Source organism: Bradyrhizobium sp. S3.12.5 (genome assembly GCF_040548225.1).
GTDB classification, from domain to species: domain Bacteria; phylum Pseudomonadota; class Alphaproteobacteria; order Rhizobiales; family Xanthobacteraceae; genus Bradyrhizobium; species Bradyrhizobium cytisi.
Genome location: NZ_JBEPRF010000032.1, coordinates 45,590 through 72,384, shown reverse-complemented (window position 1 = coordinate 72,384; position 26,795 = coordinate 45,590). Strand labels below are relative to the sequence as shown.

The 26,795-nt window shown below is 64.0% G+C and carries 25 protein-coding genes, 1 tRNA gene and 1 pseudogene; 14 read left to right on the top strand and 13 right to left on the bottom strand.

Annotated features, from left to right (window positions below; genetic code table 11):
• Position 1 precedes the first annotated feature (1 nt).
• Positions 2 to 865, bottom strand: coding sequence for an acyl-CoA thioesterase II (gene tesB, locus ABIC09_RS33885; RefSeq protein ID WP_148752836.1), 864 nt, complete (start codon positions 863 to 865; stop codon positions 2 to 4).
• A gap of 139 nt (positions 866 to 1,004) precedes the next feature.
• Here tesB and ABIC09_RS33880 point away from each other — a divergent pair, with 139 nt between their 5' ends.
• The gene (locus ABIC09_RS33880; protein ID WP_354111981.1) at positions 1,005 to 2,222 is read left to right on the top strand and encodes a ubiquinone biosynthesis hydroxylase; all 1,218 of its coding nucleotides are present in this window, start codon (positions 1,005 to 1,007) and stop codon (positions 2,220 to 2,222) included.
• A 28-nt stretch (positions 2,223 to 2,250) separates the two neighbouring features.
• Here ABIC09_RS33880 and ABIC09_RS33875 read toward each other — a convergent pair whose 3' ends face one another.
• Positions 2,251 to 2,448: a Trm112 family protein gene (locus ABIC09_RS33875; protein ID WP_148752775.1), complete on the bottom strand. Its 198-nt coding sequence runs from the start codon at positions 2,446 to 2,448 to the stop codon at positions 2,251 to 2,253.
• A 69-nt stretch (positions 2,449 to 2,517) separates the two neighbouring features.
• Entirely contained in the window at positions 2,518 to 3,048 is a 531-nt protein-coding gene (locus tag ABIC09_RS33870; protein ID WP_354111980.1) for a TetR/AcrR family transcriptional regulator, read from the bottom strand.
• 91 nt (positions 3,049 to 3,139) lie between these two features.
• On the opposite strand from ABIC09_RS33870, the gene ABIC09_RS33865 reads away from it, so the two are divergent.
• The 6 genes from ABIC09_RS33865 to ABIC09_RS33840 all read left to right on the top strand — a co-directional run bounded on the left by ABIC09_RS33865 (position 3,140) and on the right by ABIC09_RS33840 (position 9,042).
• The gene (locus ABIC09_RS33865) at positions 3,140 to 3,490 is read left to right on the top strand and encodes a hypothetical protein (protein WP_354031203.1); all 351 of its coding nucleotides are present in this window, start codon (positions 3,140 to 3,142) and stop codon (positions 3,488 to 3,490) included.
• Between the two features lie 40 nt (positions 3,491 to 3,530).
• Complete coding sequence (locus ABIC09_RS33860; protein ID WP_354085929.1) at positions 3,531 to 4,328, top strand: crotonase/enoyl-CoA hydratase family protein; 798 nt, start codon at positions 3,531 to 3,533, stop codon at positions 4,326 to 4,328.
• A gap of 3 nt (positions 4,329 to 4,331) precedes the next feature.
• Complete coding sequence (locus tag ABIC09_RS33855; protein WP_354111979.1) at positions 4,332 to 5,144, top strand: SDR family oxidoreductase; 813 nt, start codon at positions 4,332 to 4,334, stop codon at positions 5,142 to 5,144.
• Positions 5,145 to 5,353: 209 nt separating this feature from the next.
• Positions 5,354 to 5,632 carry a PepSY domain-containing protein gene (locus ABIC09_RS33850; RefSeq protein WP_187435015.1) on the top strand — a complete coding sequence of 93 codons (279 nt, stop codon included), beginning with the start codon at positions 5,354 to 5,356 and terminating at the stop codon, positions 5,630 to 5,632.
• A gap of 82 nt (positions 5,633 to 5,714) precedes the next feature.
• Complete coding sequence (locus ABIC09_RS33845; protein WP_148752781.1) at positions 5,715 to 6,305, top strand: cytochrome b/b6 domain-containing protein; 591 nt, start codon at positions 5,715 to 5,717, stop codon at positions 6,303 to 6,305.
• A gap of 235 nt (positions 6,306 to 6,540) precedes the next feature.
• Positions 6,541 to 9,042, top strand: a complete 2,502-nt coding sequence (locus ABIC09_RS33840) for an EAL domain-containing protein (protein WP_354111978.1) — start codon at positions 6,541 to 6,543, stop codon at positions 9,040 to 9,042.
• A gap of 12 nt (positions 9,043 to 9,054) precedes the next feature.
• Here ABIC09_RS33840 and ABIC09_RS33835 read toward each other — a convergent pair whose 3' ends face one another.
• Positions 9,055 to 9,732 (bottom strand): LON peptidase substrate-binding domain-containing protein, encoded by a 678-nt coding sequence (locus ABIC09_RS33835; protein ID WP_148752783.1) that lies wholly within the window; start codon positions 9,730 to 9,732, stop codon positions 9,055 to 9,057.
• A 33-nt stretch (positions 9,733 to 9,765) separates the two neighbouring features.
• Complete coding sequence (gene trxA, locus ABIC09_RS33830) at positions 9,766 to 10,689, bottom strand: thioredoxin (protein WP_354031200.1); 924 nt, start codon at positions 10,687 to 10,689, stop codon at positions 9,766 to 9,768.
• A gap of 274 nt (positions 10,690 to 10,963) precedes the next feature.
• Between trxA and ABIC09_RS33825 the strand changes: the two genes are divergently transcribed.
• Positions 10,964 to 11,038, top strand: a tRNA-Gly gene (locus ABIC09_RS33825).
• Positions 11,039 to 11,104: 66 nt separating this feature from the next.
• Here ABIC09_RS33825 and ABIC09_RS33820 read toward each other — a convergent pair.
• On the bottom strand, positions 11,105 to 11,677 hold the full coding sequence (locus ABIC09_RS33820) for a TetR/AcrR family transcriptional regulator (RefSeq protein WP_148752785.1): 573 nt from the start codon (positions 11,675 to 11,677) through the stop codon (positions 11,105 to 11,107).
• 106 nt (positions 11,678 to 11,783) lie between these two features.
• Here ABIC09_RS33820 and ABIC09_RS33815 point away from each other — a divergent pair, with 106 nt between their 5' ends.
• From ABIC09_RS33815 to ABIC09_RS33800, 4 genes are all read left to right on the top strand, one after another.
• On the top strand, positions 11,784 to 12,470 hold the full coding sequence (locus ABIC09_RS33815; RefSeq protein ID WP_148752786.1) for a glutathione S-transferase family protein: 687 nt from the start codon (positions 11,784 to 11,786) through the stop codon (positions 12,468 to 12,470).
• Positions 12,471 to 12,586: 116 nt separating this feature from the next.
• Positions 12,587 to 13,573 carry an NAD-dependent epimerase/dehydratase family protein gene (locus tag ABIC09_RS33810; protein WP_354111977.1) on the top strand — a complete coding sequence of 329 codons (987 nt, stop codon included), beginning with the start codon at positions 12,587 to 12,589 and terminating at the stop codon, positions 13,571 to 13,573.
• A 343-nt stretch (positions 13,574 to 13,916) separates the two neighbouring features.
• A complete protein-coding gene (locus ABIC09_RS33805; RefSeq protein WP_148752788.1) occupies positions 13,917 to 15,185 on the top strand; it encodes a PQQ-dependent sugar dehydrogenase in 1,269 nt (422 codons plus the stop codon).
• Positions 15,186 to 15,280: 95 nt separating this feature from the next.
• The gene (locus ABIC09_RS33800; RefSeq protein ID WP_148752789.1) at positions 15,281 to 15,874 is read left to right on the top strand and encodes a c-type cytochrome; all 594 of its coding nucleotides are present in this window, start codon (positions 15,281 to 15,283) and stop codon (positions 15,872 to 15,874) included.
• A 38-nt stretch (positions 15,875 to 15,912) separates the two neighbouring features.
• Here the strand turns inward: ABIC09_RS33800 and panE are convergent, their stop codons facing one another.
• From panE to ABIC09_RS33780, 4 genes are all read right to left on the bottom strand, one after another.
• Positions 15,913 to 16,836 (bottom strand): 2-dehydropantoate 2-reductase, encoded by a 924-nt coding sequence (gene panE, locus ABIC09_RS33795; protein WP_148752790.1) that lies wholly within the window; start codon positions 16,834 to 16,836, stop codon positions 15,913 to 15,915.
• Between the two features lie 91 nt (positions 16,837 to 16,927).
• On the bottom strand, positions 16,928 to 17,542 hold the full coding sequence (locus ABIC09_RS33790; protein WP_187435017.1) for a 2-hydroxychromene-2-carboxylate isomerase: 615 nt from the start codon (positions 17,540 to 17,542) through the stop codon (positions 16,928 to 16,930).
• Positions 17,543 to 17,632: 90 nt separating this feature from the next.
• On the bottom strand, positions 17,633 to 18,982 hold the full coding sequence (locus tag ABIC09_RS33785) for an MATE family efflux transporter (protein WP_354111976.1): 1,350 nt from the start codon (positions 18,980 to 18,982) through the stop codon (positions 17,633 to 17,635).
• Between the two features lie 93 nt (positions 18,983 to 19,075).
• Positions 19,076 to 19,672: a DUF2239 family protein gene (locus ABIC09_RS33780; RefSeq protein WP_148752793.1), complete on the bottom strand. Its 597-nt coding sequence runs from the start codon at positions 19,670 to 19,672 to the stop codon at positions 19,076 to 19,078.
• A gap of 150 nt (positions 19,673 to 19,822) precedes the next feature.
• Between ABIC09_RS33780 and ABIC09_RS33775 the strand changes: the two genes are divergently transcribed.
• The gene (locus ABIC09_RS33775) at positions 19,823 to 20,488 is read left to right on the top strand and encodes a glutathione S-transferase family protein (RefSeq protein WP_148752794.1); all 666 of its coding nucleotides are present in this window, start codon (positions 19,823 to 19,825) and stop codon (positions 20,486 to 20,488) included.
• Between the two features lie 20 nt (positions 20,489 to 20,508).
• Here the strand turns inward: ABIC09_RS33775 and ABIC09_RS33770 are convergent, their stop codons facing one another.
• The gene (locus tag ABIC09_RS33770) at positions 20,509 to 21,804 is read right to left on the bottom strand and encodes an MFS transporter (RefSeq protein ID WP_148752795.1); all 1,296 of its coding nucleotides are present in this window, start codon (positions 21,802 to 21,804) and stop codon (positions 20,509 to 20,511) included.
• A 94-nt stretch (positions 21,805 to 21,898) separates the two neighbouring features.
• Positions 21,899 to 23,651 (bottom strand): annotated as a pseudogene (ggt, locus tag ABIC09_RS33765) (gamma-glutamyltransferase).
• Between the two features lie 99 nt (positions 23,652 to 23,750).
• Between ggt and ABIC09_RS33760 the strand changes: the two are divergent.
• Positions 23,751 to 25,136 carry an MFS transporter gene (locus tag ABIC09_RS33760; protein ID WP_354111975.1) on the top strand — a complete coding sequence of 462 codons (1,386 nt, stop codon included), beginning with the start codon at positions 23,751 to 23,753 and terminating at the stop codon, positions 25,134 to 25,136.
• A 44-nt stretch (positions 25,137 to 25,180) separates the two neighbouring features.
• Here the strand turns inward: ABIC09_RS33760 and purH are convergent, their stop codons facing one another.
• A complete protein-coding gene (purH, locus tag ABIC09_RS33755; protein WP_354111974.1) occupies positions 25,181 to 26,773 on the bottom strand; it encodes a bifunctional phosphoribosylaminoimidazolecarboxamide formyltransferase/IMP cyclohydrolase in 1,593 nt (530 codons plus the stop codon).
• Positions 26,774 to 26,795: the final 22 nt, after the last annotated feature.

Below are 26,795 nucleotides of genomic sequence, written 5' to 3'. Positions count from 1 at the left end.
ATCAGCTCCTCCGCTCGCGCACGGAGCCTTCCTGCGCGACGGAGGCGACCAGTGTGCCGTCGGGCTTGAAGATCGAGCCGCGGGTCAAGCCGCGGCCGCCTTGCGCGCTCGGCGAATCCTGCGCGTAGAGCAGCCATTCGTCGGCGCGGAACGGGCGGTGAAACCACATCGCGTGGTCGAGGCTCGCCGGCATCATGCGCTTGTCGAACAGCGTGCGGCCGTAGCGCGCCATGATGGCGTCGAGCAGCGAGAAGTCCGAGGCATAGGCGAGAGCGCACATGTGCAGCGCCGGATCGTCCGGCAGCGTCGCCGCCGTCCTGATCCAGACATGGATACGGCCGTCCTCTATCTTCTGGCCGAAATAACGGCCGAGCTCGACCGGGCGCAGCTCGATCGGGCGATCCGATTCGTAGTAGCGGCGGATGAAGTCCGGCATCTCGCGGAACATCGGCTGCTTCGCCACCTCCTCCGCCGTCAGCTTTTCCGGCGGCGGCACCTCGGGCATCTTCTCCTGGTGGTCGAACGCGGTCTCCTCCTCGGCATGGAATGACACCATGATCGAGAAGATCGCATTGCCATGCTGGATCGCGGTGACGCGGCGGGTCGAATAGCTCTTGCCGTCGCGCAGCCGTTCGACCTGGTAGATGATCGGGATCTGCGGATCGCCCGGCAGGATGAAATAGCAATGCAGCGAATGCGGCAGCCGGCCCTCGACGGTGCGGCAGGCCGCGACCATCGCCTGTCCGATCACCTGCCCGCCGAACACCCGCTGCCAGCTCGTCTTCGGGCTGTTGCCGCGGAACAAGTTCACCTCGAGCTGCTCGAGATCGAGGATCGAGATCAGGTCGATCAGGCCTTTGGACATCGGATTCAGCTTTCGCATCGTCAGTGCCGGCTCGCTGCTCCGGAATGACACAATGGGGCGTTCCGCCCTTGTTTCACCGCACTGTTTCGCCCACCTCAAGTCTGCTAGCAAGTCCAAGAATTGGCCGGGAATTTTTAGTATGTCACAGAGTAGCATAGTCATTGGCGGCGGCGCGTTTGCCGGCCTGGCGCTCGCGCTGGCGCTGCGCCAAGGGCTCGGATCCGAGATTCCCGTCATCGTCGCCGACCCCGCGCTCGCCACACGGCCGAGCCGCGATCCCCGCGCAACCGCCATCGTCGCGGCCTGCCGCCGGCTGTTCGAGGCGCTCGACGCCTGGGACGATGTCAAGGCTGAGGCCCAGCCGATCCTCGACATGGTCGTCACCGATTCCAAGCTCGAGGACGCCACGCGTCCGGCATTCCTGAATTTCGCCGGCGATGTCGCGCCCGGCGAGCCCTTTGCGCACATGGTCGAGAACCGCCGCCTGATCGATGCACTGGTTGTCCGCGCCGAAGCTGAAGGCATCGATCTTCGCGCGACGACCGTTGCGTCGTACGACACCAGCGCCGGCGGCATTGACGTCATGCTCGGCGATGGCAGCAGGATTGCCGCAAGCCTGTTGGTCGCGGCCGATGGTGCCAAGTCAAAGCTGCGCGAGCGCGCCGGCATCGCCACCCATGGCTGGGAATACGATCAATCCGGCATCGTCGTCACCGTCGGCCACGAGCGCGATCACGAAGGCCGCGCCGAAGAGCACTTTTTGCCCGCGGGTCCGTTTGCGATCCTGCCGTTGACCGGCAAGCGATCGTCGCTGGTGTGGACCGAGCGCCGCGCAGAGGCCGCGCGCATCATTGGCTTAAGCGAAGAAGAATTTCACGGCGAGCTCGAGCAGCGCTTTGGTTTGCATCTCGGTGAGGTGAAGGCGCTCGACAAGCCGCGCGCGTTCCCGTTGTCCTATTTCGTGGCGCGCTCCTTCGTGGCCGAGCGCCTGGCGCTGGTCGGCGATTCCGCGCACGTCATTCATCCCATCGCCGGACAGGGCCTCAACATGGGGCTGAAGGATGTCGCCGCACTGGCCGAGGTCGTGGTCGATGCCGCGCGGCTCGGCATGGATCTCGGTGGCGCCGACGTGCTCGATCGCTACCAGCGCTGGCGCCGTTTCGACACCATGGCGATGGGCGTCGCCACCAACTCGCTCAACTTCCTGTTCTCGAACAAGTTGACATTGCTGCGCTCGTTGCGCGACATCGGCCTCGGCATCGTCGACCGCACCCCGCCGCTGAAAAATCTCTTCATCCGCCAGGCGGCGGGCTTGACGGGTGAGATACCGAAGTTGCTGAAGGGCGAGGCGCTGTGAGCTACTCGCCATTCCCTGTTCGCTATCCTCAATCGATCTTGCGCGCCTCTTCCGGCAGCATGATCGGGATGCCGTCGCGGATCGGGTAAGCGAGCCTGGCGCTGCGCGAGATCAGCTCCTGCTTGGCGGAATCGAATTCCAGCGGGCCCTTGGTCAGCGGGCAGACCAGGATCTCCAGCAGTTTTGGATCGACGCTAGGTTCGGGGCGTTCGGTGGGCGCGTTCATCAGGATCTCCGGCGATCGGTTGCATGTAGCATAGAAAATCGCCTCCGCCCATTGCGGCGGCCGGAGCGTTCAGGCGGAAATCATCTTCTGGATCTCGTCGAGCAGGCCCTGGAGCCGCGCGGGCGGCACCGGCGGGCCCGACAGCGCGAAGCCGAGGAAGGTCCAGTACAGGATCTGCGCTCGTCCTTGCGCGGTTGCCGCGGAGAATCCGCGTCGTTGCAGCAGCGCCTCGATATAGTCGAGCCTGCGGCGGTCGATGGCGCGGACGGCCGCTTGCGCCGCCGGATCGAACGCCGCCCAGTTCCGCACCGCGCGCTCCAGATCGAGCCGGGCGCCAAAAGTCCTGCGCAGCAGCGCCGTCAGCGCTTCGTCGGTGTCGGCCTCGACACCGGCGATGATCTCTTCGGCCGCGATCTCGCGCCAGCGTTTCAGCACGGCCGCATGGAACGCGCCGAGATCGGCAAAATGCCAGTAAAAACTGCCGCGGGAAACGCCGATGGTCTTTGCCAACGGATCGGCCTTCAGCGCGGTGAAGCCGCTTTTGGTGAGCGCCTTGAGGCCCTCCTTGATCCAGTCGTCCGCGCAGAGCTGGTCGGTCATGTCAGGTTCCGAAATTTCGACCATACACTAGTGTATTGACAGGTGTCGCGCCAGGGTCTATCTCACCATACACAGATGTATGGAGGCCCCGATGCGTGATCTCTTGCTCCAGTGCGCCGGAATCCTCGCCATATTGGTGGCCCTCATCCACGGCATCCTCGGCGAGACCAAGGTCTTTCCCCGCGCCACGATCGAGCCACCGCGGCTCCGCACCCTGATCCGCCTGGTCTGGCAGGCCTCGACCGTCGCGTGGATCGGCTGCGGCATGCTCCTGATCGCGACGCCGTGGATGGAGTCCGCGCCGGCGCGCCGCTGGATCGTCATCACCATGGTCTGCGTGTTCGGCTTCTCTGCCTGCGCCAACGCATGGGCGACACGCGGCCGGCACTTTGGCTGGATGGCGCTGAGTGTGGTCGTGGTGATGGCGGTGGCCGGCTACTGACGCCGGAACGGCCGGTCACGCATTCGAGCGGAGCGGTGTCATGGAAGATCGTGTTCGGCTGACCATCGTGGACGGCGTGGCCCATGTCCGGCTCAATCGCCCGGACAAGATGAATGCTCTCGATCCCGCGATGTTCGAGGCGCTCATCGCGGCCGGAGCGCAGCTCGGTGCGCGCAGGGAGGTCCGCGCCGTCATTCTCTCCGGCGAAGGGCGGGCGTTCTGCGCGGGCCTCGATCTGGACCGGCTTCTGGCGACGACGAAAGGCGATTCGCTGATCCCGTCAGCCGACCTGACACAGCGAAGCCACGGCATCGCAAACTATGCGCAGCATCTCGTCTGGCTCTGGCGCGAGTTGCCAGTGCCGGTGATTGCCGCGGTCCATGGCGTCGCCTTCGGCGGTGGCTTCCAGCTCGCGCTCGGCGCGGACCTTCGTTATCTGGCGCCGGCGACACGGCTCGCCGTCATCGAGGCCAAATGGGGACTGGTGCCCGACATGGCCGGCACGCAGTTGATGCGCCACCTCGCCCGCGAAGATGTCGTGCGCGAGCTGACCTATACCGGCCGCGTGTTTTCGGCTGACGAAGCGCTGGCCTATGGTTTTGCGACAGGGCTTGCCGACGATCCGCTGGCCGCCGCATTGACAGTCGCGCACGAGATCGCAAGCCGCAGCCCCGATGCCGTGCGTGCTGCCAAGCGGCTCCTCAATCTCGCCGCGACCTCGGACGTCGCCACAGGCCTCGCCGCCGAGACCGCCGAGCAGGCCGCGCTGCTCGGCACCCCCAATCATGTCGAGGCCGTCAGCAGCAATCTTGAGAACCGCGCACCACGATGGAGCTGAAGCATGGCGTTGACACTCGTCACCGGCGGCACGGGCCATCTCGGCAGGGAGATCGTCGATCGCCTCATTCGCGGTGGACATCGCGTCCGATTGTTTGCGAGATCACCGGAGGCCCGCTCGGACGTCGAATGGGCCAGGGGCGATCTTGCCACGGGCGCCGGCTTGCGGGACGCGTTGCGTGACGTCGACACCGTCATCAGTGCGGCGACCTATTCGCCGATCGCGCGGCGAGGCGGTATTCGGCCGGTCGATTTCTTCAGTTCCCCTTCCGCCGTGGATGTCGAGGGAACGGAGCGATTGCTGTCGCTCTGCCAGGAGCAATCCGTGCGGCACTTCCTGCATGTGTCGATCGTCGGGCTCGACGAGGCCACGTTGCCCTATGCACGGGTCAAGCTCGCCGGCGAGCAGCTGGTTCGCGCTTCCGCACTGTCGTGGTCCGTCGTTCGCGCGATGCCGTTCTATTATCTGCTCGACAAGATGCTTGCGGGCCTCGCCTGGCTTCCACTGTGGCCGATGCCGACGACGCCCTTCAATCCCGTCGATGCCTCCGATGTTGCCGATCACGTGGTAGCATGCGCCTTCGACGGGGCGCGCGGCGAGCGCGCGGAGATTGGCGGTCCCGAAGATCTCAGCGTCGCCGCGCTGGCCGGCCAGTATCGGGATGCGCGAGGCCTGCATCGAAAAATCCTGCCGATACCCATGTCCGAGACAAGAGCGCGTCGCATGGGCTTTGTCGTCAGTCAGGGCGTGCGCGGGCGCCTCGCCTGGGCAGACTGGCTGCGACGCCAGTATCCCGGCGCGCGCCATGCGGCCTAGCGAACTTCGCCACGTTCGCGGACGAATCCGAGCCGTGAGGCGTAAGGCCGCATGGAGCGGCCAAATAAGCGTTGCGCGCGGAGCGCGCTGACGTTTTGACGACGGTTAGAATATCTCTAACGCTGGGCCGATCCGAACCCGGTTGACTTCATCCTATGCTTTGTTTCCTTCGGGCGCGCTTCGCGCACACGACAGAGGAGGAGACATTCGTGAGAGTCATTCGTGTTCTTGCCATTGCACTGACGGTCGGGATCGGCATGGGGTCGGCGGCGATGGCCGACGGTTTCAAGAACTGCACCAAGCTCGACAAGGCATCGTGGAAGCCGGCTGGCGATGCCGAAGCCAAGGCCAAGGCGGCTGGCTACGAGGTGCGGCGTTCCAAGATCGAAGGCTCGTGCTATGAGGTCTATGGCGTCAAGGAAGGCAAGCTCTACGAGCTGTTCTACAGCCCGGAAGATCTCAGCCTGAAGCACACGATTGCCAAGTGATCTGCGCCAAGTGATCTGATGCCAAGTGAACTGATGCCAAGTGATCCGCGTTAAGTGAACGGCGCAAGGTGAACCGAGGCTTATGAACGAAGCGGTACCCGAAGCGAGCGGGGCGTCCAACAGGACCCCCGCGGACAAGGCCACTTCGCGGACGGTCGAGGTCTGGGACCTTCCGCTGCGCCTCTGGCACTGGGCCCTCGCGGTCAGCGTTCTGGTCGCGTGGTTCACGCCAACCGTCTATGACGGGCTTCACCGCATCGTCGGCTATGGCGTGATCGGGCTGTTGGCCTTCCGTCTGGTCTGGGGATTCTGGGGAAGCCGCTATTCGCGCTTTCGCGTGATCGGTGTCAGGCTCCGCGCGGCGCCCTTCTATCTCTGGAATCTGCGACGCGGCATCACCGGCCGCTATATCGGGCTCAATCCTGCCGGCACCTTGATGTTGGTCGCGCTGCTGCTGTCGCTCGCAGTCTCGGCAATCACGGGCGCGATGTCGGTGACCGTCACCTTCTTCGGCGTCTGGTGGATCGAGGACACCCACGCTTATGCGTCGGACGCCGTCATGGTCCTTGTCGTGCTGCACGTCGCCGGCGCAGCGCTGATGGGAATGCTCCAACGCGAGAATCTGATTCGCGCGATGATCACGGGACGAAAACGCATCCGCCATCATCCCTGAGCGGGATGTGTTGTCCTGGACGGAAGGATTGCACCGCAGTTATCCCGCAGCGCACATAAGCCACGTAGTTTCACGGGAGCTGAACCCCTCACCCGCACCGAACTACCGCCCATTGGCGTCTTTGCCAGGCAACGTTTACCTCACGATAGGCATGCAACCGGGCATTGTGGAAAATTAACGCGGCGAAAGCTCACTCCGATCAATTGTCGAAGCATTGACGAGGGAGCGATTTTCAATGTTCCGCGTTTTTACCTGCCTCACAGCCGAGCATGATTGGCGGCTTGTCATGCTCGCCGGCCTGGTTTGCTTTGCTGCAAGCATCGTGGCCGTCAGTATCTTTCATCGCGCGATTGCCTCGCGAGCCAGGAGGCGGCTGATCTGGATTGCGATCGCAGGCGCCGCCATCGGCTACGGAATCTGGGCTACGCATTTTGTTGCAATGCTCGCCTACGAGCCTGGCGTCCAGACCGGTTACGGCATCGCGCTGACAGGGCTGTCGCTCGCGGCCGCGATGATCTTGACCTCGGCCGGTTTTGGCGTTGCGGTCAGCTACTCCGGCCGATGGCGCGCAGCTGCCGGCGGCGGCATCATCGGCGCTGGTATTGCGAGCATGCACTATCTCGGCATGTGGGCCCTCGAAGTGCCGGGTCGCGTGACCTGGTCGCCCGGGCTGGTGTTCATCTCGATCGCCCTCGGCATGTTGCTGGGCTACGCTGCACTCGCGATCGCCCTGGGTCACAAGGGTAAGTGGGGGACCTTCGCCGCCGCGTTGCTGCTGACGCTCGCCATCGTGTCGCACCACTTCACGGCCATGGGGGCTGTGCAGATCGTTCCGGACCCGACGCTGAACAACGATACCTTGTCGCTTTCTCCCGCCTTCCTCGCCGTGGCAATCGCGGGTGTGGCCCTGTCAGTGCTCGGGATGAGCCTTGTCGGTGTGCTGGCGGATTCGCGCCTTGCGACCAGAACCAGCAGATTCAAGGAAATCATCGGCCAGCTTTCGATCGCCCGGCAGCAACTCGAAGGTTCGCAAAGAGAGCTCCAGGAGCAGAAGCTCAGGCTCGATACGGCCATCAACAATATGGTTGAGGGCGTTTGCATGTTCGATGCGGAGAAGCGACTTGTCATCTGCAACGAGCGTTATGCCCGGCTCTACCGGCTGCCGCCGGAATTGCTGAGAACGGGGACACCGCATACCGACATCATCCGGCATCGCATTGTGAACGGTATCCTCAAGGGCGACACAAGCGAGGGCGCGGCCGAGCAATTCGTCTCGAAGCTGGCCGCGTTGCCGTTCGATGCAGTCTCGAGCAGGATCGACGAGTTCGCGGACAGGCGGTTGATCTGCGTCACGCGGCAGCCAATGGCCGGCGGCGGGTGGGTGGCGACGCATCTCGACGTCACCGAGCAGCGCCGGTCCGAGGCCAAGATCACTCATATGGCGCAACACGATGCGCTGACCGATCTGCCGAATCGCGTGCTGCTCAGAGAGCGGATGGAGCATGCCATTGCAGTTACGCGCAATGGTGGCCTCGATCTTGCGGTGCTCATGCTCGATCTCGATCGCTTCAAGGAAGTCAACGACACGCTGGGACATCCGGCGGGCGATTCCCTGTTGCGCGCCGTCGCGGCGCGTTTGCGCGATTGCACCACGGAAACCGCGTTGATCGCCCGCCTCGGCGGCGACGAGTTCGCGGTGATCGACTACGTGACCAACCCGGCCGTGGAGGCGGCCTCGCTCGCCGAAAGGATCATAAAGGTGCTTCGCGAACCCTTCGATCTCGGCGATCATCGGGTCACGGTGGGCACCAGCATTGGCATCGCCATCGCGCCGCGCGATGGCGATGATTCCGACGTGCTCATGAAGAGCGCGGATCTCGCCCTCTACTCGGCCAAGAGTGGCGGACGTGGCGCGTTCCGTTTCTTCGAGCCGGAACTCGACGAGCTCATGCATGCGCGACGCAACCTGGAGCGCGACATGCGGGATGCGATTGCCGGCGGTGAATTCGAGCTCCACTACCAGCCATTTGTCGTTGCCACGACCGGCGAGATCCGCGGCTTCGAGTCCCTGCTACGCTGGCATCACCCGAAGCGAGGTCTGGTCATGCCCAGCGAATTCATCCCGCTTGCGGAAGAGACCGGCTTGATCGTGCCGCTGGGAGAATGGGTCTTGAGGACCGCCTGTGCGGAAGCCGCCAAATGGCCTACCGATCTCAGAATTGCGATCAACCTGTCTCCCGCTCAATTCAGGAGCAAGGAGCTTGTCGCGGTCGTTATCGGCGCGCTGGCCGGTTCGGGCGTTGCGCCGCACAGGCTTGAGCTCGAGGTCACCGAGACGGTGATCATGCATGATAGCGAAGCTGTCTTCGCAGCACTCGGTCAACTGCGCGAGCTCGGTGTGCGAGTAGCGCTCGACGATTTCGGCACCGGCTACTCATCGCTGAGCTTTCTGCAAAGATTCCCATTCGACAAGATCAAGATCGACCGCAGCTTCGTCAACGAACTATCCAGCGCGAGCGAAGAGGCGCAGCACCTCGCGCGAGCGGTGGTTCGTTTCGCAGTCAGCCTCGGCAAGACGACGACCGCCGAAGGCGTCGAAACGAAGGAGCAGCTGGACATTCTCCGCGAAGAGGGGAGCGTCGAAACCCAGGGCTACTATTTCAGCCGGCCGATGCCTGCATCCAGCGTCGCAAAAATGCTGCGGCGAGGTGCCAGGGCAGCCATCCGTGCTGCGTGAGTATTCAGGCGGTCACTGCAGCGGCGGATCGCCCGAGGTACGTTTCTTGGCGAGGTCCATCTCGGTGACCGCGATCAGGATCTCGGCGCGGGTCTTCAGGTCAGGCGCTTCCAGCATCGCCTGCTTCTCGGCGGGGCCATAGGGCGACATCATCGCCAGCGCGTTGACCAGCGCCTCGTTGGGCGCGCTCTCGACGCCTTCCCAGTCGACCTTGAGATTGTTGGCCTTCAAGAAATCCGCCAGCGCCACCAGCAGCGCCTCGCGGTTGACCTCGTCCTCGCCCATCCGCGCGGTGAAATCGTCGGTAAAGGCGAAGAAATCGACCTTGCACTGGCGGTAGGCGGTCAGCACCTCGAGCTCCTCGAGCACCCTGAAGCGCGCGACGCCGGTGAGCTCGAGGATGTAGCGGCCGTCGCCGGACTCGGCGAGCTGGGTGATGCGGCCGACGCAGCCGACCCGGAACAGCGCCGGTCTGTCGGAATTCTTTGGCGAATGCGCCGCATCAGGCTGGATCATGCCGATCAGGCGATGGCCATCGCGAAAACTGTCGTCGACCATCTCGAGATAGCGCGGCTCGAAAATGTTGAGCGGCATCTGGCCGCGCGGCAACAGCAACGCGCCCGGCAGCGGAAACACCGGAATGATTTCCGGAAGGTCGGCGGGGCCGCGATATTCGATGTTGATCGGCATCTGGTCCCCGCTGACGTCGCCGGCACGTTTTCCTTATGAAAACAGGATCGTCGACAAGCGCTTGCGTCCCTCGACGGTTGCCTCATCCGTGCCGCCCCAGGCCTCGAAGAACTGCACCAGCTGCTTGCGGGCGCCGTCGTCGTTCCATTTGCGGTCGCGCTTGACGATCGCGAGCAGCTGCTCGGTGGCGGCGACCCGGTTGCCCTGCGCGTTCAGCGCGGTGGCGAGGTCGAAGCGTGCCTGATGATCGAGCGGATTTGCGGCGACTTTCTGTTCCAGCTCGGTGATGGGCCCGAGCTGTTCCGCCTGTTCGGCGAGATCGATCGCGGCCTGCACGGCCTTCACGGCCGGATCGTTGCGCTTGGATTCCGGTACCATGGCCAGCGTCTGCTTGGCCTGCTCCATCGCACCGGAGGTGACGTAGCATTTTGCCAGGCCGGCGAGTGCTGCGATGTTGGTCGAATCATACTGGAGCACTTCGGCGTAGATCTGCGCGGCGGCTGCGGCGTCGCCCTCGGCGAGAACGGCCTCGGCCTCCTGCAGAATCTCGGCGACGTTGGGCTCGCCGGGCGCAGTGACGCCCTTGGTCAGCTTTTCGATGAAGGCATTGACCTGGCTCTCCGGCACCGCGCCCATGAAGCCGTCGGCGGGCTGGCCGTTGACGAAGGCGATCACGGCCGGGATCGACTGGATGCCCATCTGGCCCGGAATCGCCGGATGCTGGTCGATGTTCATCTTGACCAGCTTGACCTTGCCCTTGGCGGCCTTGACCGCCTTCTCCAGCACGGGCGTGAGCTGCTTGCAGGGACCACACCACTCCGCCCAGAAGTCGATCAGCACCGGCTGGCGCTTCGATTCCTCGATGACGTCCTTCACGAAGGTCTGGGTGGTGGTGTCCTTGATCAGATCGGCCGCAGCCGGGACTGCGGCTCCGTTACCCTGGTCGATGATCGTCACGGGATCCCCTCGTCTGATGTCTGGAATGGCGGGTCTTTAGCACGTCGCCATCGCATATGCTTCGTTGTCGGCCCTAAAATTGGGCCGGGTCGGCCGAATTTCAATCCACCGGCGTCGATTCGGCGGTTCCGGGATGTTTTGGGGCGATTCGGCCGGGTTCGGGCTCATATTGGGGCTCCGAAAGCGAATCTATGCCGCCGGTAGCTGTTGCATTCGCCGTCCGCTTTTGGCATACGACAGCCGTTGCCGGCGCGTCACGCGACCGACACAGGATGCGGGTGTAGCTCAGTGGTAGAGCACGACCTTGCCAAGGTCGGGGTCGAGGGTTCGAGCCCCTTCGCCCGCTCCAGTTTTTCCCAGAGCATCCAAAATCCCGTAAGCGCAATTCGCTTCGGCCTGTCTCGAGCGCTGCTGATCAGGGAATCAATCCCGAGACGCGGTAGGCCTCGATGGAGCGATCGTAGACCGAGATATCGTTGCGACCGCGCGCAATCAGCTGTGCGCCTGCGACCGCGGCATAAATCGCCATCGAGCGCTCGTTCCTCTCCTCTTCGCTGGGAGATGGCTTGGTGGTTGCCAGCACACGCGCGATCCATGCGATATTCATGCGCGGAAAACGATCGATCTCGTGCCTCACTTCTTCAGGGAGATCATCGAGCTCGGCGCTCATGACGCCGCTCAGGCACATGCGATTGCCGTTGGCCAGCGCGGCACGAAAGATCCCGACGTAGCGGTCGAAACAAGTACGCGGATCGGGTGCCGTGGCGAGAATCTCCTCCAGATAGGCGGCACCCTCCTCGGTGTAGCGCCGCGCCAGGGCCACGCCGAGATCGCCCTTGGTGGGAAAGTGGTAGTGCACGCTGGCGCTCTTAATCCCGACCTCCTTGGCCAACTCGCGGAAGCTCAGCGCCGTGTATCCGCGCGCTTGCACAGTGGCCCGCGCCGCCGCCAGGACGGCTTCCCGCATGTCAGTTTTGGTTTTTGCCATCGGTTTCATTACCTATCGATCGATAGATAGCTGTTGACCGCCCCGATGAAAAGGGCCTATTGGTTTTCAGTAGCCTATCTATCGATAGACAGATAAAAGGTGACAAATGAGAATCTATGATCGTCCAGGCTTTCCCAACCCCACCCGCATCCGCATCGTGCTTGCGGAAAAGCAGCTCGACTCTCAGGTCGAGTTTATCCCGGTCGACCTTATCGGGGCCGAACACAAGAGCCCTGCGTTCCTGCAAAAGAACCCCTCGGGCGTCTTGCCCGTTCTTGAGCTGGACGACGGCACCTTCATCTCGGAATCCACGGCGATCACCGAATATCTCGATCACATGGACGGCCACCCGACGCTGACGGGCACGACGCCGAAACAGAGAGGGCTGATCCATATGATGCAGCGGCGCGCGGAGGCCGAACTGATCGATCCGGTCGGCGAGTACTTCCATCATGCGACACCCGGTCTCGGCCCGAAGCTTCAGGCCTTCAAGAGCCTCGACTGGACCGGCCGCGCCGAGTGGGGACGACGGCAAGGCGAACGTGCTCGCGCGGGAATGACCTATTTCAACGCTGTGCTGGGGCAGCAGCCCTACATCGCCGGCGAGGTGTTCTCGATGGCGGACATCACCATCTTTGCCGGTCTGCTGTTCGCCGATGCCGCGGGCCTCACCATTCCCGAAAACTCTCACGCCCTCCTCGCCTGGCGCGCACGAGTTGCCGAATTGCCCAGCGTGAAGCATCGCAGCGGTCAGGCGTTTCTCGCCGACGATGCGCGTCGCCTCGGCCTGTGATTGACCGGCGGCAGTTTCGGGCACAAACGATTGCCGGTTGGCAGGCTGGTGCGTGAGGCGGGCTGGACCAATTCAGCCCGCCCTGCGTGCCGCCGGAACGCCGTTCGGGAGGTGCAATGACAATCCTGATCACCGGCAGTGCTGGCCACCTCGGGGAGGCCATTCTCCGAACGCTCCGGCGTCGCGGGTCATCTGCGCGCGGGATCGACCTGAAGGCATCGCCCTTCACCGACGCGGTCGGCTCGATCGTCGATCCCGGCTTCGTCCGGGCGCAGATGGACGGCGTCACCGCCGTCATCCACAGCGCGACGCTGCACAAGCCGCATGTGGCGACCCACAGCAAGCAGGACTTTGTCGATACCAACGTCACCGGCACGCTCAATTTGCTCGAGGCGGCCACGGCGGCCGGCGTGAAGAGCTTTGTCTTCACCAGCACCACCAGTGCATTCGGTTCGCAACTCCGGCCGGAGGCGGGCCAGACCGCGGTGTGGGTCACCGAGGACCTGCCGGCGATCCCGAAGAACATCTACGGCACCACAAAGCTGATGGCGGAAAATCTGTGCGAGCTATTCTTTCGCGAGCGCCGGCTTCCGGTCGTGGTGTTGCGGACCTCGCGGTTCTTTCCGGAGGACGACGACGATCCCGCAATGCGGTCGGCCTACCCGCTGGACAATGCGCAAGCCAACGAGCTGCTCTATAGACGGCTGGATATAGCGGACGCGGTGAGCGCCCATCTGCTCGCCGCGGTGCGCGCGCCGGAGATCGGGTTCGCCCGCTATATCGTCTCGGCTACAACCCCGTTTGGGCAGCACCATCTCGCGGCGCTCGCCCGCGACGCGGCCGGTGTCGTGCGCGAGCTCTATCCGGATTGCGCCGAGCTCTATGCGGCACGCGGCTGGCGGTTATTTCCCGAAATCGATCGCGTCTATGTCAACGATCGCGCGCGGCGCGAGCTGGGCTGGCACCCGGAATTCGATTTCGCCCATGTGCTGCGCAGCCTGCGCGATGGCTCCGATTTCCGCAGCTCCCTGGCGCGCGAGGTGGGAGCGAAGGGCTATCACGACACGCCATTCGACGATGGACCGTATCCCGTCGCCAAATAGTCGCCGCTTTCGTCAATTCGCACGATGTTTCAGACGTGTGGCCGGTGTCACCGCGCATCGTCCGGCTTCCGCCGTTCTACTGTGCATGGGGTTGTTTTCGCGTTTTTGGATTGGTCGACCATTCTGCTGCTCTCAAAAGAGGCACGCGCCATCTCGATTTCGCGTTGCAGCGAGCTTGTCGTCGTCGCGGAGGGCAGCTGCAACGCATGCGACGCGCTTCTCTCCGGTCGCAGATGTGCTAACCTTTTTGGGTCTGCCTCTCTGACAGACTCCGAACTTCGCCTCTCGACTATCAGAACAAAATAACGTGCAGCCCTGACGGCTGCCTTAGGGGAGTGACGCGATGAAATCGATGATCCATCGATCCGTGTTGGCGCTTGCGGCGGTTGCCCTTCTTGCCGGGACCAGCGCCGGCAGTGCACAGGACAAAAGCAAACCGCTGAAGAAATACGAATCCGGCACCAAGGAATTCTGGACCCATCCGCCGGATGACTGGTTCCTCGGCGACGAGAACGAGGCGCAGAAGGGTCTCGCGCCGCCCTCGGGTCCGCCGACCGGCGCCTCCGATGCCGAGCTCGCCAACATCATCAAGAAGGTGAAGCTGCCGGCGGGCTTCAAGATGGAGGTCTACGCCTCCGGCGTGCTGGCCGCGCGTCAGATGGCCTGGGGTGACAAGGGCACGCTGTTCGTCGGCTCGTTTGGCCTCGGCAACGTCTATGCCATCAAGGACAACAACGGAAAGAAAGAGGTCAAGACCATCCTCAAGGGGCTGAACATGCCCACCGGTCTGGCCGTCAAGGACGGTGCGCTCTACGTCATCGCGGTCGACAAGCTGATCCGCTACGACGACGTCGAAAACAAGCTCGACAACCTCGGCGAAGGCAAGGTCGTCTATGACGACATGCCGTCCTATGCCGCGCATGGCTGGAAGTACCTCGCGGCCGACAAGGACGGCTGGTTCTACATTCCGTTCGGACCGCCCTTCAACGTCGGCATTCCCCCGACCAGTCTCTCGCAGATCCGGCGCGTCGATCCCAAGACCGGCAATGCCGAAGTCTATGCGCTCGGCGTTCGCAACTCGGTCGGCGGCGACGTCGATCCGCGCACCGGAAAATACTGGTTCACCGAGAACGCCCGCGACTGGGTCAGTGACGACCTCCCCTCCGACAAGCTGAACATGATCTCGAAGATGGGCGAGCATTTCGGCTATCCCTACTGCCACCAGGGCGACCTTCCCGATCCGAAGTTCGCCATGGGCCACAAATGCTCCGAGTTCACGCCGCCCGTGCTGAATCTCGGCGCCCACGTCGCTCCGCTCGGTATGAAGTTCTACACCGGCGACCAGTTCCCCGCCGAATACAAGAACAACATCCTGATCGCCGAGCACGGCTCCTGGAATCGCCACAAGTACCAGGGCGGCCGCATCGTGCGCGTGATCGTCGGGCCCGACGGCAAGAACGCCAAGCAGGAGGTGTTCGCCTCCGGCTGGATCGAGGGCGACCAGGGCTATCTCGGCCGCCCCGATGACATCATCCTCGCCAAGGACGGCTCGATCCTCGTCGCCGACGACTGGGCCGGCGCGATCTATCGCATCAGCTACAGCAAGAAGTAGCGCGACATGACCAGGAGGCTGCGGTGGCCGAGAGGCGCCGCAGCCTCTTTCATTTCAAAGTCTCACGCTGTCGTTCCTAGATCGGAATTCCTTCCATGCGCCGGCAGTTCATCTCGCACACAATCAGCGCGGCTGCGCTCCTCACGCTTGGCGCCCTTTCCGCAAGCGCCGCGGACAATACTGCCGTCCAGGAGAAGGCTGCCGTTTGCTCCGGCTGTCACGGCGAGAACGGTATCTCGCAGACCGAGAACATTCCCTCGCTGGCCGGTCAGCCCGACCAATTCCTGCAATGGCAGCTCGTGTTCTTCCGCGCCGGCTCGCGCAAGAACGAGCAGATGCAGCCGATTGCCGCCGAGATCACCAACGAAGACGTTCGCAGTCTCGGCGCCTATTTCGCGGCCATGACGCCGCCGAAGGCAGCAGACGACAAGGATCCGGACCTGTCGAAAAAAGGCGCGCAAGTGGCCGCCGGCCGCCGCTGCGCCTCATGCCACACGGATAGCTTTGCCGGCACCAAGGCCGTCGCGCGGCTCGCGGGTCAGCGCGAGGAATATCTGGTCAAGGCGCTGCACGACTACAAGACCAGCCAGCGCGTCGGCGGCGGCGTCGCCGCGATGGCCGATGTCGCCTATCACATGAGCGATGAGGAAATCACCGCCGTCTCGCACTATCTCGCGTACTTCAAATAGCGCTCCGCTTCGCTGCGCTTGTCCGGGACGACAGCAGTTTACCCCGCCCGCTGCTTCTCATACGCCTTGAGATGCGTATACGCGATGCGCAGCTTCGGAACCGGGACCTTGGCGGCGTCGGCGCGTGCGATCAGGTCGCCGATCACATGATCGGCCTCGACCGGAAGACCCGCCTTGATGTCGCGGAACATCGAGGCCGTCATCGGCGAACCCTCGGTGGTAAGGTTGCCCTTGACGCGCTCGAAGAACGGACCGCCCGGCGTGTAGCCCGACGCGGTGGCGATCGAGCTGGTTTCATCGAGCATGCCGAGCAAGAAGTCACGGCCGCCGGGCGCGGCGAGGATGTTGCCGACCGAGGTGCGCATCAGGCTGGTGCTTGCGGCGAGCGAGGACAGGAACACCCACTTCTCCCACATGTCCTGCATGATGTTCTGGCTGGCAGTGGCACCAGCGATGCCGCTCTTGAAGGCTTCGTCGATCGCCTTGACGCGATCCGACAATTTGCCGTCGCGCTCACCGTAGTTGATCGACTGCATCGGCTGCAGCTGCACCACCTCGCGCTTCTCGTTCAAGGTCGCGGCGATGGCGCAGAGACCGCCGAGCACGCGCTCCTCGCCGAACTTGGCATCGAGTGTGTCGAGATGCTTCATGCCGTTGAGCATCGGGATGATCGCGGTGTTCGGGCCGACTGCGGCGGCGAATGACTTGATGGCATCGTCGAGGTCGAACGCCTTGCAGCTGAGCAGCACGACGTCGAATATCTCCTTGAGCGCTTCGGCCTGCACGGTCGGCGGGTTCTTCAGCGTCACGTCGCCATTCGGGCTCTTGATGACGAGACCGGCGCTCGCAAGCTCGCTGGCGCGGCGCGGCCGGACCAGGAATGTGACGTCGCGGCCGGCCTGCAACAGCCTGCCACCAAAGTAGCCGCCGATGGCGCCGGCGCCGACCACGAGGATACGCATTGTAAAGCTCCGTTGAACGAGGCGAATGGCGAGTAGGGAATAGCGAATAGGGCGAGAGGCCGCAAATGACGAGTCACAATTTCACGACTCGCTATTCGCCACCTTCCAGCACCATCTCCTCGACCTCCCGCAACTGCTCCTTGCCGAAAAACATCTCGTTGCCGACGAAGAAGGTCGGCGAGCCGAACGCGCCGCGCCCGACCGCCGCCTCGGTGTTCTTGATCAGCTTGCCTTTCACCTCGGGCTCCTGGGCGCGGGCGAACAGCTTTTGGGCATCGAGGCCCGACGACGCCAGCGCCTTGGCTGCGACCTCGATGTCGTCCATCTTCTTCGGCTCGCGCCACATGTGGTGGAAGGCGGCGTCGACATATGTCTCGAACACGCCCTCGAGCTGCGCCGCGATCGCGGTGCGCATCAGGTTCAACGTGTTGACGGGGAAGTTGGGATTGAAGACGTAAGGCTGGACCTTGAAGCGCTTGACGAAGCGCTCGGTCTCGATCTGCTGGAATTCGCGCTTGTTCTTGATGCCGGCGAGCGTCTCGGCCGGCGACCTGTTGTTGGTCGACTTGAAGATGCCGCCGAGCAGGATCGGCACATATTCGAACTTGACGCCGATGCGCTGCTCGATCGCCGGGATCGCCAGATGGCTGAGATAGGCGTTCGGACTGCCGAAATCGAACAGGAATTGCGGGGCTGTGCGGGTCAAATTCGTTCTCCCTAAAGTCACTTTTCACCCATTGTGGCGCAGCGCGCGCCACAGGTCTACCGTTTAATGATGGTCATAATATCTCGCTGATCAGACCAGGCGCCGGATCGCCTTCTTGCGCCACACCAGCAGGTAATAGCCCATCTGCAAACCGAACATGGCGCAGAACACGATCGGATAGGCCGCCCACACGCCCTTTAGTCCCACGGTGCGGCTCAGGATCACCGCAGCCGGCAGCTCGATCGCGACAATGGCGAAGATCGACAGCAGCATCGGCGTCAGCGCAACGCCGGCGGCACGCATCGCGCCGGAAAACGTGGTCGCAAGGCCGAACGGCACCGAGCTCCACAAGGCGATGAACAGTAGTCCCTTCGCCAAGTCGAGCACGGTGCCGTCGGTGATGAAGATGCCAAGCACGGCGCGCGGCGCGAGATAAATCAGCGCCACGAGCCCGCCAGTCAGGACGAGGTTGAACGCAAGGCCCGTACGGACGATACCGTCGAGCCGCGCCCGGTCGCCGCCGCCGATGGCTTGCGCGCCGAGGATCGAGACCGCGATCGAAATCGACATCGCCGTGAACTGCGTGTAGCCCATCACCTGATTGACCGCGCCGTAAGCGGCCGTTGCGTCCGAGCCGAAGCCGTTGACGAGGCCGAGCAGAACCAGTTCGGCGATCGCCATCACGACCATGCCAACCGCACTGGGCAATCCAATGCCAAGGATTTGTCTGATCACAGCACGATTGAGCCTCACATGGCGCAGCAGTGCGACGTCCGGTGCGAGCGCGTGCTTCTTGCGCAGCAAATAGGCCGCCAGCGCGAGCAGCGCCACTGCATTGGAGATCGCAGCCGCCCAGGCCGGGCTGGCGATGCCGAGCGCCGGCAGCCCGAATGCGCCGCGGATCAGCATCGGCGTCAGGATCAGGCCGATCGCAGTCGACAATGCCAGCGCGAGCAGCGGTGTCACTGCGTCGCCAACGCCGCGGATCATCGCCGTCATCAGCAGGAACACGAATCCGAGCGGCATCGTCAGCAGCATGATGCGGGCATAGGCGCTTGCCTGGTCGAGAATGTCTGCGGGCGTCGCGAGCGCCATCATCAATTGCCGGCTGAACAGGCCGCCGGCCAATCCGACAGACATCGAGAGCAGCAGGCCGACTGCGAGCGTCGTGCCGACCACGATTCTGATCCGCCCGTGCTCGCCCGCGCCGAAGGCCTGGCCGATCAGCACGGTGGCGCCGGTGCTCAGGCCCATGACGAAGGCGAACAGAAAGAAAAACACCGGGAAGAACGTCGAGACTGCGGCGAGTGCGTCGACGCCGATCATCTGGCCGAGATAGACATTGCTGACGGTGCCGAACAGCGATTGCAGCGCGTTGCTCAGCATCAATGGCGCGAGGAAGCGCAGGAAGCTTTTCCAGAGCGGTTTTGGAGCGGACATGGATGAGCCTTTCATCGGGGCGGGCAAAGCCGTTGCCGCGCGCAGCACGCGCGGCTTGGCTGTCGATGGGGTCGTTGGAGAGCGGCGCGCGGTTTACGCGCGGTCGCTGTAGGCGAGCTTGACGATGTGGTCGCGGATGTCGGCCGGCCAGTCGGCGATCAGTCCGGTGAAGCGCCGCCGGTCATCCGCAAACAGCGCACGCGAGGCTTCCTCGAACTGCGCAAGATTGCCGGCCATGGTCGACATGAAGTGATAGGCGGCATCGCGCGCCTGCCGGTCGCGGTCCTTGTCGCCGCTCGCGCGTCGCGCCTCGTCGACGAGCTTTCGCAAGGCGACCGAAGCGCCGCCGGGCTGCGCGCCGAGCCATTCCCAGTGCCGCGGCAGCAGCGTCACCTCGCGCGCGACCACGCCGAGCTTCGGCCGGCCGCGGCCGCGCGGTTCGGTTGGTGAAGCGGTCTCCTCAACTGGCGGCGGGATCAGCTTCGCCAGACGCGCCAGGACCTCGCGGTCCCCGCCGCGAAGATCGAAGTCGATCGATCTGCCGGTGGCGTCCTCGAAGATGATGATGGGCTCGTCCGGCCGTGGCGCCACGCGCTTGACGACCAGCGCGACCTCTCCTGCCGGCCCGGACACCAGGCGACGCTGACCCTGAAAGGCGGTGAAAGTTCTCTGCATTGAAATCATTGCCATATTGACGACGTTGGCCGCTTTAATATCCGGGTAAATTGCGAAGGTCAATATACCCGGATGAAAACATCCATCCGGATGGCTCGACATTGCGGTCTCGGGCTGGCAGGTACGCGACCGACCGACCACGCCTAGTAACCTAAGGATCTCGCGATGCTGACCGTCCACCACCTCAACAATTCGCGCTCGCAGCGGGTGCTGTGGCTGCTCGAGGAGTTGGGCGTGCCCTACGAGATCGTGCGCTACCAGCGCCAGCCCGATATGCGCGCGCCGAAAGAGCTGCGCGCGATCCACCCGCTCGGCAAGTCGCCCGTCATCACCGACAACGGTAACACCATCGCGGAATCAGGCGCGATCATCGAATATCTCATCGCGACCTACGGCAACGGCCGGCTGATCCCGCCGCCGAACACGCCGGAGCGGCTGCGTTTCACCTATTGGCTGCACTATGCGGAGGGATCGGCGATGTCGCCGCTGCTGCTGAAGCTGCTGTTCACGTTGATGCCGAAGCGCGCGCCGGCGCTGCTTCGCCCGCTGGTGCGCAAGGTCTCGAACCAGGCGCTGACCGCGCTGGTCAATCCGCAGCTCAAGCAGCACATGGATTATTGGGAAGGCGAGCTCGGCAAGAGCGAGTGGTTTGCCGGCAATGAATTCACTGCAGCCGACATCCAGATGAGCTTTCCGCTTGAAGCAGCGCAAGCGCGCGGCGGGCTCGAGCAAGGCCATCCCAAGGCCATGGCGTTTCTTGAACGCATCCACGCGCGGCCGGCCTATGCGCGTGCCCTCGAGAAGGGCGGGCCGTACCAGGTGGGACGGTAGTTGGTCTCACCGATCCAACACTAGTCCGCGTGCAGCACGCGGCCACGCGTCTCCGGCAGCGCGAAGGCGGCGGCGAAGAACAGCACGTAAGCCACAACCGCGAAGATCGCGATCGCATCGGCAAGCGATGTCGACGCTGACAGAGCGCCGACGAGGAATGGAAACAGCGCGCCGATGCCGCGGCCGAAATTGTAGCAAAAGCCCTGGCCGGAGCCGCGCAGCCGCGTCGGATAGAGCTCGGTCAGAAACGCGCCAATGCCGGAGAAATAGCCCGAGGCGAAGAAGCCGAGCGGGAATCCGAGCACCCACAGGATCTCGTTGGTCAGCGGCAGTTGCGTGTAGAGCAGCACGATTGCCATCGCTCCGATCGAGAAGATCAGGAACAGATTGCGCCGTCCGATCCGGTCGGCGAGCCAGGCGCCGACGAGATAGCCGATGAAGGATCCGATGATCAGCGTCGACAGATAGCCGGTCGAGCCGACGATCGACAGATGACGCTCCTTGGTCAGGAATTGCGGCACCCAGAACGTGACGGCGTAGTAACCGCCCTGGCAGCCCGTCGCCATCAGGGACGCCAGAATGGTGGTCTTCAGGATCGGCCCGGAGAAGATCTCCCAGAGCGCCGGACGATGGCCGCTCGCGGCCTGCTTTGCACGGGCCTCCGCCGCGATCTCCGGCTCGGCGACGGAGCGGCGGATATAGAATACCAGCAGCGCGGGCAGCGCGCCGATCACGAACATCCAGCGCCACGCCGTTTCCGCCGGCAGAGCCGAGAACAGGATCGCCTGCGACAGCACGGCAAGGCCCCAGCCGACCGCCCAGCCCGATTGCACCGAGCCGACCGCGCGTCCACGATATTGCGGCCGGATCGCTTCGCCCATCAGCACGGCGCCAGCGGCCCATTCGCCGCCGAAGCCGAGGCCAAGCACCGCGCGCGCGATCAAAAGCTGCTCGAAATTCTGCACGATCGCGCAGACCAGCGAGAAGAACGAGAACCAGATGATGGTGATCTGGAGCGTCCTGACCCGGCCGATATGGTCGGAGAGATAACCGCCAAGCCAACCGCCGATGGCGGAGGCCAGCAGCGTCACCGTGCCGGCAAGGCCGGCCGAGGCCGCATCGACCTTCCACAGTGCGATGATGGTGCCGATCACCAGCGGATAGATCATGAAGTCCATGCCGTCGAGCGCCCAGCCTGCCGCGCAGGCCCAGAACGTCCTTCGCTCCGGCGCATTCATGTCGCGGTAGAAGGCGAGAAGGCTGGTGTCCTCGATCTCGGCGCGTTCGATGCGCTCAGTCGGATCGGCTGTGGTCATGTGCGTTTCCCCGGCAGTGTCTTTGGCCGGGCGGTGGTAGCACGCGCGGCGCCGGGCGCAAGCCGGCGCACGGTCGTACCATGCAGGGGCAGCGTTACTGTCCTGCTGCTTCCGCGCCGCGCGAGCGCGGATCCGGCGCGCCGAGGGGGCCGTTCGGCGTCACGAGGATCGAGTTGGCGGAGGTCTGTCCCATCGGCTCGACGATGAGATGGTCCATCGCCTTCAGCTCAAACAGCACATCGTCGGGAAAGCCGCGCTCGACGCGGACCTCGTCCGGCAGCCATTGATGATGCAGCCGCGGCGCGGCCACTGCGGCCGCGACGTCCATCTTGTAGTCGAGCACGTTCACGATCACCTGGAGCACAGTCGAGATGATGCGGCTGCCGCCGGGCGAGCCCGTCACCAGCACCGGTTTGCCGCCCCTGAGCACGATGGTCGGCGACATCGAGGACAGCGGCCGCTTGCCGGGCCCGGGCAGATTGGCCTCGTAGCCGACGAGGCCATAGGCGTTGGAGGCGCCAACGGCGGCAGTGAAATCGTCGAGCTCGTTGTTCAGCAGCACGCCAGTGCCGTCGGCGACGAGGCCGACGCCGTAGCTGAAGTTCAGCGTATAGGTGTTGCTGACAGCGTTGCCGCTGGCATCGACGACGGAGAAGTGCGTGGTGTTGCTGCCTTCGCGCGGCGCGGGGGGGGGCGGAAACGATCTCTTTCGACGGCGTCGCGCGATCGATCGAGATGTTCGCACGCAGCTTGGCCGCATAGCTCTTCGCCGTGAGCGTTTCGATCGGTGCATTGACGAAGGCGGGATCGCCGAGATAGCGCGCGCGGTCAGCATAGGCGCGCTTCATGGCTTCGATCAGCAGATGCAGCGATGCCGGTGAGCCCCGCTTCAAATCGGCGAGCTGAAAGCCTTCCAGGATGTTGAGCGATTCCACCAGCACGACGCCGCCGGACGATGGCAGCGGCATCGAGACGATGTCATAGCCGCGATAGTTGCCGCGCACCGGCGCGCGGATCACAGCCTGATAGGCCTTCAGATCAGCCGGGGTCATGACGCCGCCGGCGTCGGACACCGCCTTGGCGAGCTTCTCCGCCACCGGACCCTCGTAGAAGCCGCGCGGCCCTTGCGTAGCGACACTCGCCAGCGTGTCGGCGAGATCGCTCTGCACCAGCCTGTCGCCTTCGCCAAAGGGCGCGCCGTCCGGCTTTGCGAAAATCCTGGCCGAGGACGGCCAGCGTGCCAGCCGCGGGTACCAGCCCGGCAGGGTATCGGCGATGTCATCGGTGACGATAAATCCGTCGCGCGCAAGCATGATCGCGGGTTCGAGCAATTGCGCCAGCGTGAACTTGCCCGAGCCATATTTCTCGAGCGCGAGCACCAGGCCCGCGACCGTGCCGGGCACACCGATGCCAAGTCCGGAATCGCGCGACTTGGCGGGATCAGGCTTGCCGTCGGGTCCAAGGAATATCTGCGCCGTGGTCGCTGCTGGCGCGGTCTCGCGATAGTCGATCGCGATATCTTCATTGTGCTCGGCGGAATGGATCACCATGAAGCCGCCGCCGCCGATATTGCCGGCACGCGGATAAGTCACGGCCATCGCAAAGCCGGTCGCGACGGCTGCATCGACGGCATTGCCACCACGCCGCAGGATGTCGGCGCCGACCTGCGCAGATATCTTCTCCTGCGCCACCACCATGCCGTGCTCGGCGGGGATCGCGTGCACCGTGTCGAGCGCCGGGGAGACATAGGCCCGCCGCGCATCCTGCGCAGCCGCCGATGCAAGACCAAACGCCAGAGTGGCGATGAGTGCGAAAAAAGTCCGCCGTGTCGAAAATGATGCCATCATCAAATTTCCGCCGGGCCTTCAGGCCAATCCAAATGCGTCGCTATAATGCTATACGGTTGGGATAAGAGAGACAAAACTGTTTGTGATGAGGACTGCTTCATGACGACGATCGCCCCGGCGGCGCGCATGGCCGCCGCTCCGCGGACCTATCCGCCGCGCGCCGCCGTCGTCAGCTGGATCTTCTTCGATTGGGCCGCGCAGCCCTATTTCACGCTGATCACGACCTTCGTGTTCGCGCCTTATTTCGCTACCGGCATCGCGCCAGATCCCGCCACGGGCCAGTCGCTCTGGGGTTTTGCGATGGCAGCAGCTGGCATGGCGATTGCGCTATTGTCACCCGTGCTTGGTGCCATCGCGGATGCCTCGGGCCGCCGCAAGCCCTGGATCGCCGCGTTCGGCGCGGTGCTCGTGCTGGCCTCCTGCGCGTTGTGGACCGGCAAGCCCGGTGATCACGCCGTCATTCCGCCGCTGCTCCTCGCGGTCGCGCTTGCGAGCGTCGGCGCGGAGTTCGCCACCGTCTTCAACAATGCGATGATGCCGACCCTGGTGCCGCCGGAGCGCATCGGCCGCCTCTCCGGCACCGGCTGGGCCACGGGTTATATCGGCGGCATCGTCAGCTTGATCATCGTGCTCGGCTTTCTCGCGGCCAATCCAGAGACCGGCCGCACGCTGCTCGGCTTCACGCCGCTGTTCGGGTTGGACCCCGCCACGCATGAGGGTGATCGTGCCGCTGGACCGTTGACCGGGCTGTGGTTCATCATCTTCGTGACGCCGATGTTCCTGTTCACGCCGGACTATCCGGCAAAGCTGCCGGTGCGCGAGGCGCTACGCGAGGGCCTCTCCGATCTGAAGCAATCGCTGACGAGTTTGCCGGAGCAGAAGTCGCTCGCGGCGTTTCTGCTCGCCAACATGATCTACACGGACGGCCTGGTATCGCTTTTCGCGTTCGGCGGCATCTATGCCGCTGGCACCTTCGGCTGGCACACGATCCAGATCGGCACGTTCGGCATCATCCTCGCCATCGCCGGCACCTTTGGTGCGTGGCTCGGCGGCAAGCTCGACGACTTCCTTGGTCCGAAACGCGTTATCGCCGGCAGCATGCTGATCCTGCTGCTCTCGGTGGCGGCGATCCTGCTTGTCGATAAGGACAGTGTGCTGTTCGTCAAGGTTGCGCCGCCGCAGCCGGGCGGCCCGCTGTTCGCTGCCGCCGCTGAGCGTGCCTATATCGTGCTGGGCTGCCTGATTGGCGCGGCTGGCGGCCCGCTTCAGGCGGCATCACGCACGCTGCTGATCCGCCTCGCGCCGAAGGACCGCATCGCGCAGTATTTTGGTCTGTTCGCGCTGACCGGGAAGGTCACGTCCTTCACCGGACCGCTGCTGATCGGCGTGATCACCGCGGCAACCGCGAGCCAGAAAGCCGGCATGGCCGTGCTGGTGGTGTTCTTCGTCGCGGGGCTCGCGCTCTTGATGCGCGTGCGAGAGTAGGTAGCCCGGACTTCGCTTCGCTCCATCCGGGCTAGGCTGATCAATCAGTGCCTGAAATGCCGCGTGCCCGTGAACACCATGGCGATGCCGTGCTCGTCGGCGGCCTTGATCACCTCGTCGTCGCGCATGGAGCCGCCGGGCTGCACCACGGCGGTGGCGCCGGCTTCGATGCAGGCGAGCATGCCGTCGGCGAACGGGAAGAATGCGTCCGAGGCCACGACCGAGCCCTTGGTCAGCGGCTCGGCAAGCTTCAGCTCATTGGCAGCATCCTGCGCCTTGCGCGCCGCGATCCGGGCTGAATCCACGCGGCTCATCTGGCCTGCGCCGATGCCGACGGTGGCGAGGTCCTTGGCGTAGATGATGGTGTTCGACTTGACGTGCTTTGCGACCCGGAATGCGAACCTGAGGTCGCGCATCTCGGCATCATCAGGCGCACGCTTGGTCACGACCTTGAACGTCATGTCGTCGACGACCGCGTTGTCGCGGCTCTGCACGAGCAGACCGCCCGCCACTGTTTTTGCGGTCAGGCCCGGTGCACGCGGATCGGGCAAGCTGCCGGCGAGCAACAGCCGAAGGTTCTTGCGCGCGCCGATGATGGCGATCGCTTCCTCGCTCGCATCGGGCGCGATGATCACCTCGGTGAAGATCTTTGTGATCTCGCGCGCGGTGTCGGCGTCGAGCGCCCGGTTCATCGCGATGATACCGCCATAGGCCGAGGTCGAATCGCAAGCCAGCGCTTTGCGATAGGCATCAACGAGGTTCGCGCCCTCCGCGACGCCGCAGGGGTTGGCGTGCTTGACGATGACGCAGGCCGCGGTGCGCTTCGCGTCGAACTCGCCGATGCACTCATAGGCCGCGTCGGTGTCGTTGATGTTGTTGTAGGACAGCTCCTTGCCCTGCAGCTGCCGTGCGGTCGAAACGCCCGGGCGCTTGTCGGGGGTTGCGTAGAACGCCGCGGTTTGGTGCGGGTTCTCGCCGTAGCGCAGCGACTGGATCAGCTTGCCGCCGAAGGCGCGGAAATCGGGCGCGTCGATTTCGAGCTGACGGTTGAACCAGTTCGAGATCGCGGCGTCATAGGCTGCGGTGCGCGCATAAGCCTTCGCGGCAAGCCGCCGCCGCAGTGTGAGCGTCGTCGCGCCCTTGTTGGCGGCGAGCTCGTCGAGCACGGCCTTGTAGTCGTCGGCTTCAACCACGACGGCGACGTCGTCATGGTTCTTGGCGGCGGCGCGGATCATCGCGGGGCCACCGATGTCGATGTTCTCGATGCAGTCCTCGAAGCCCGCGCCTTTGTCGACGGTGGCCTCGAACGGATAGAGGTTGACGACGAGGAGGTCGATCGGTGCAATACCGTGCGCCTTCATCGCCTCGGCGTGCTCCTTGTTGTCGCGGATCGCCAGCAAGCCGCCATGCACTTTCGGATGCAGCGTCTTGACACGCCCGTCCATCATCTCGGGGAAGCCGGTGAGGTCGGAGACGTCCTTCACCTTGAGGCCGGCTGCGGCGATCGCTTTCGCGGTGCCGCCGGTCGAGACCAGCTCGACATCATGCGCGGCAAGCGCCTTGGCGAATTCGATCAGGCCGGTTTTGTCGGAGACGGAAAGCAGGGCGCGGGTGACGCGGCGGGGATGGTCAGTCATGAGCAAGATCCTCTGTCTTAAG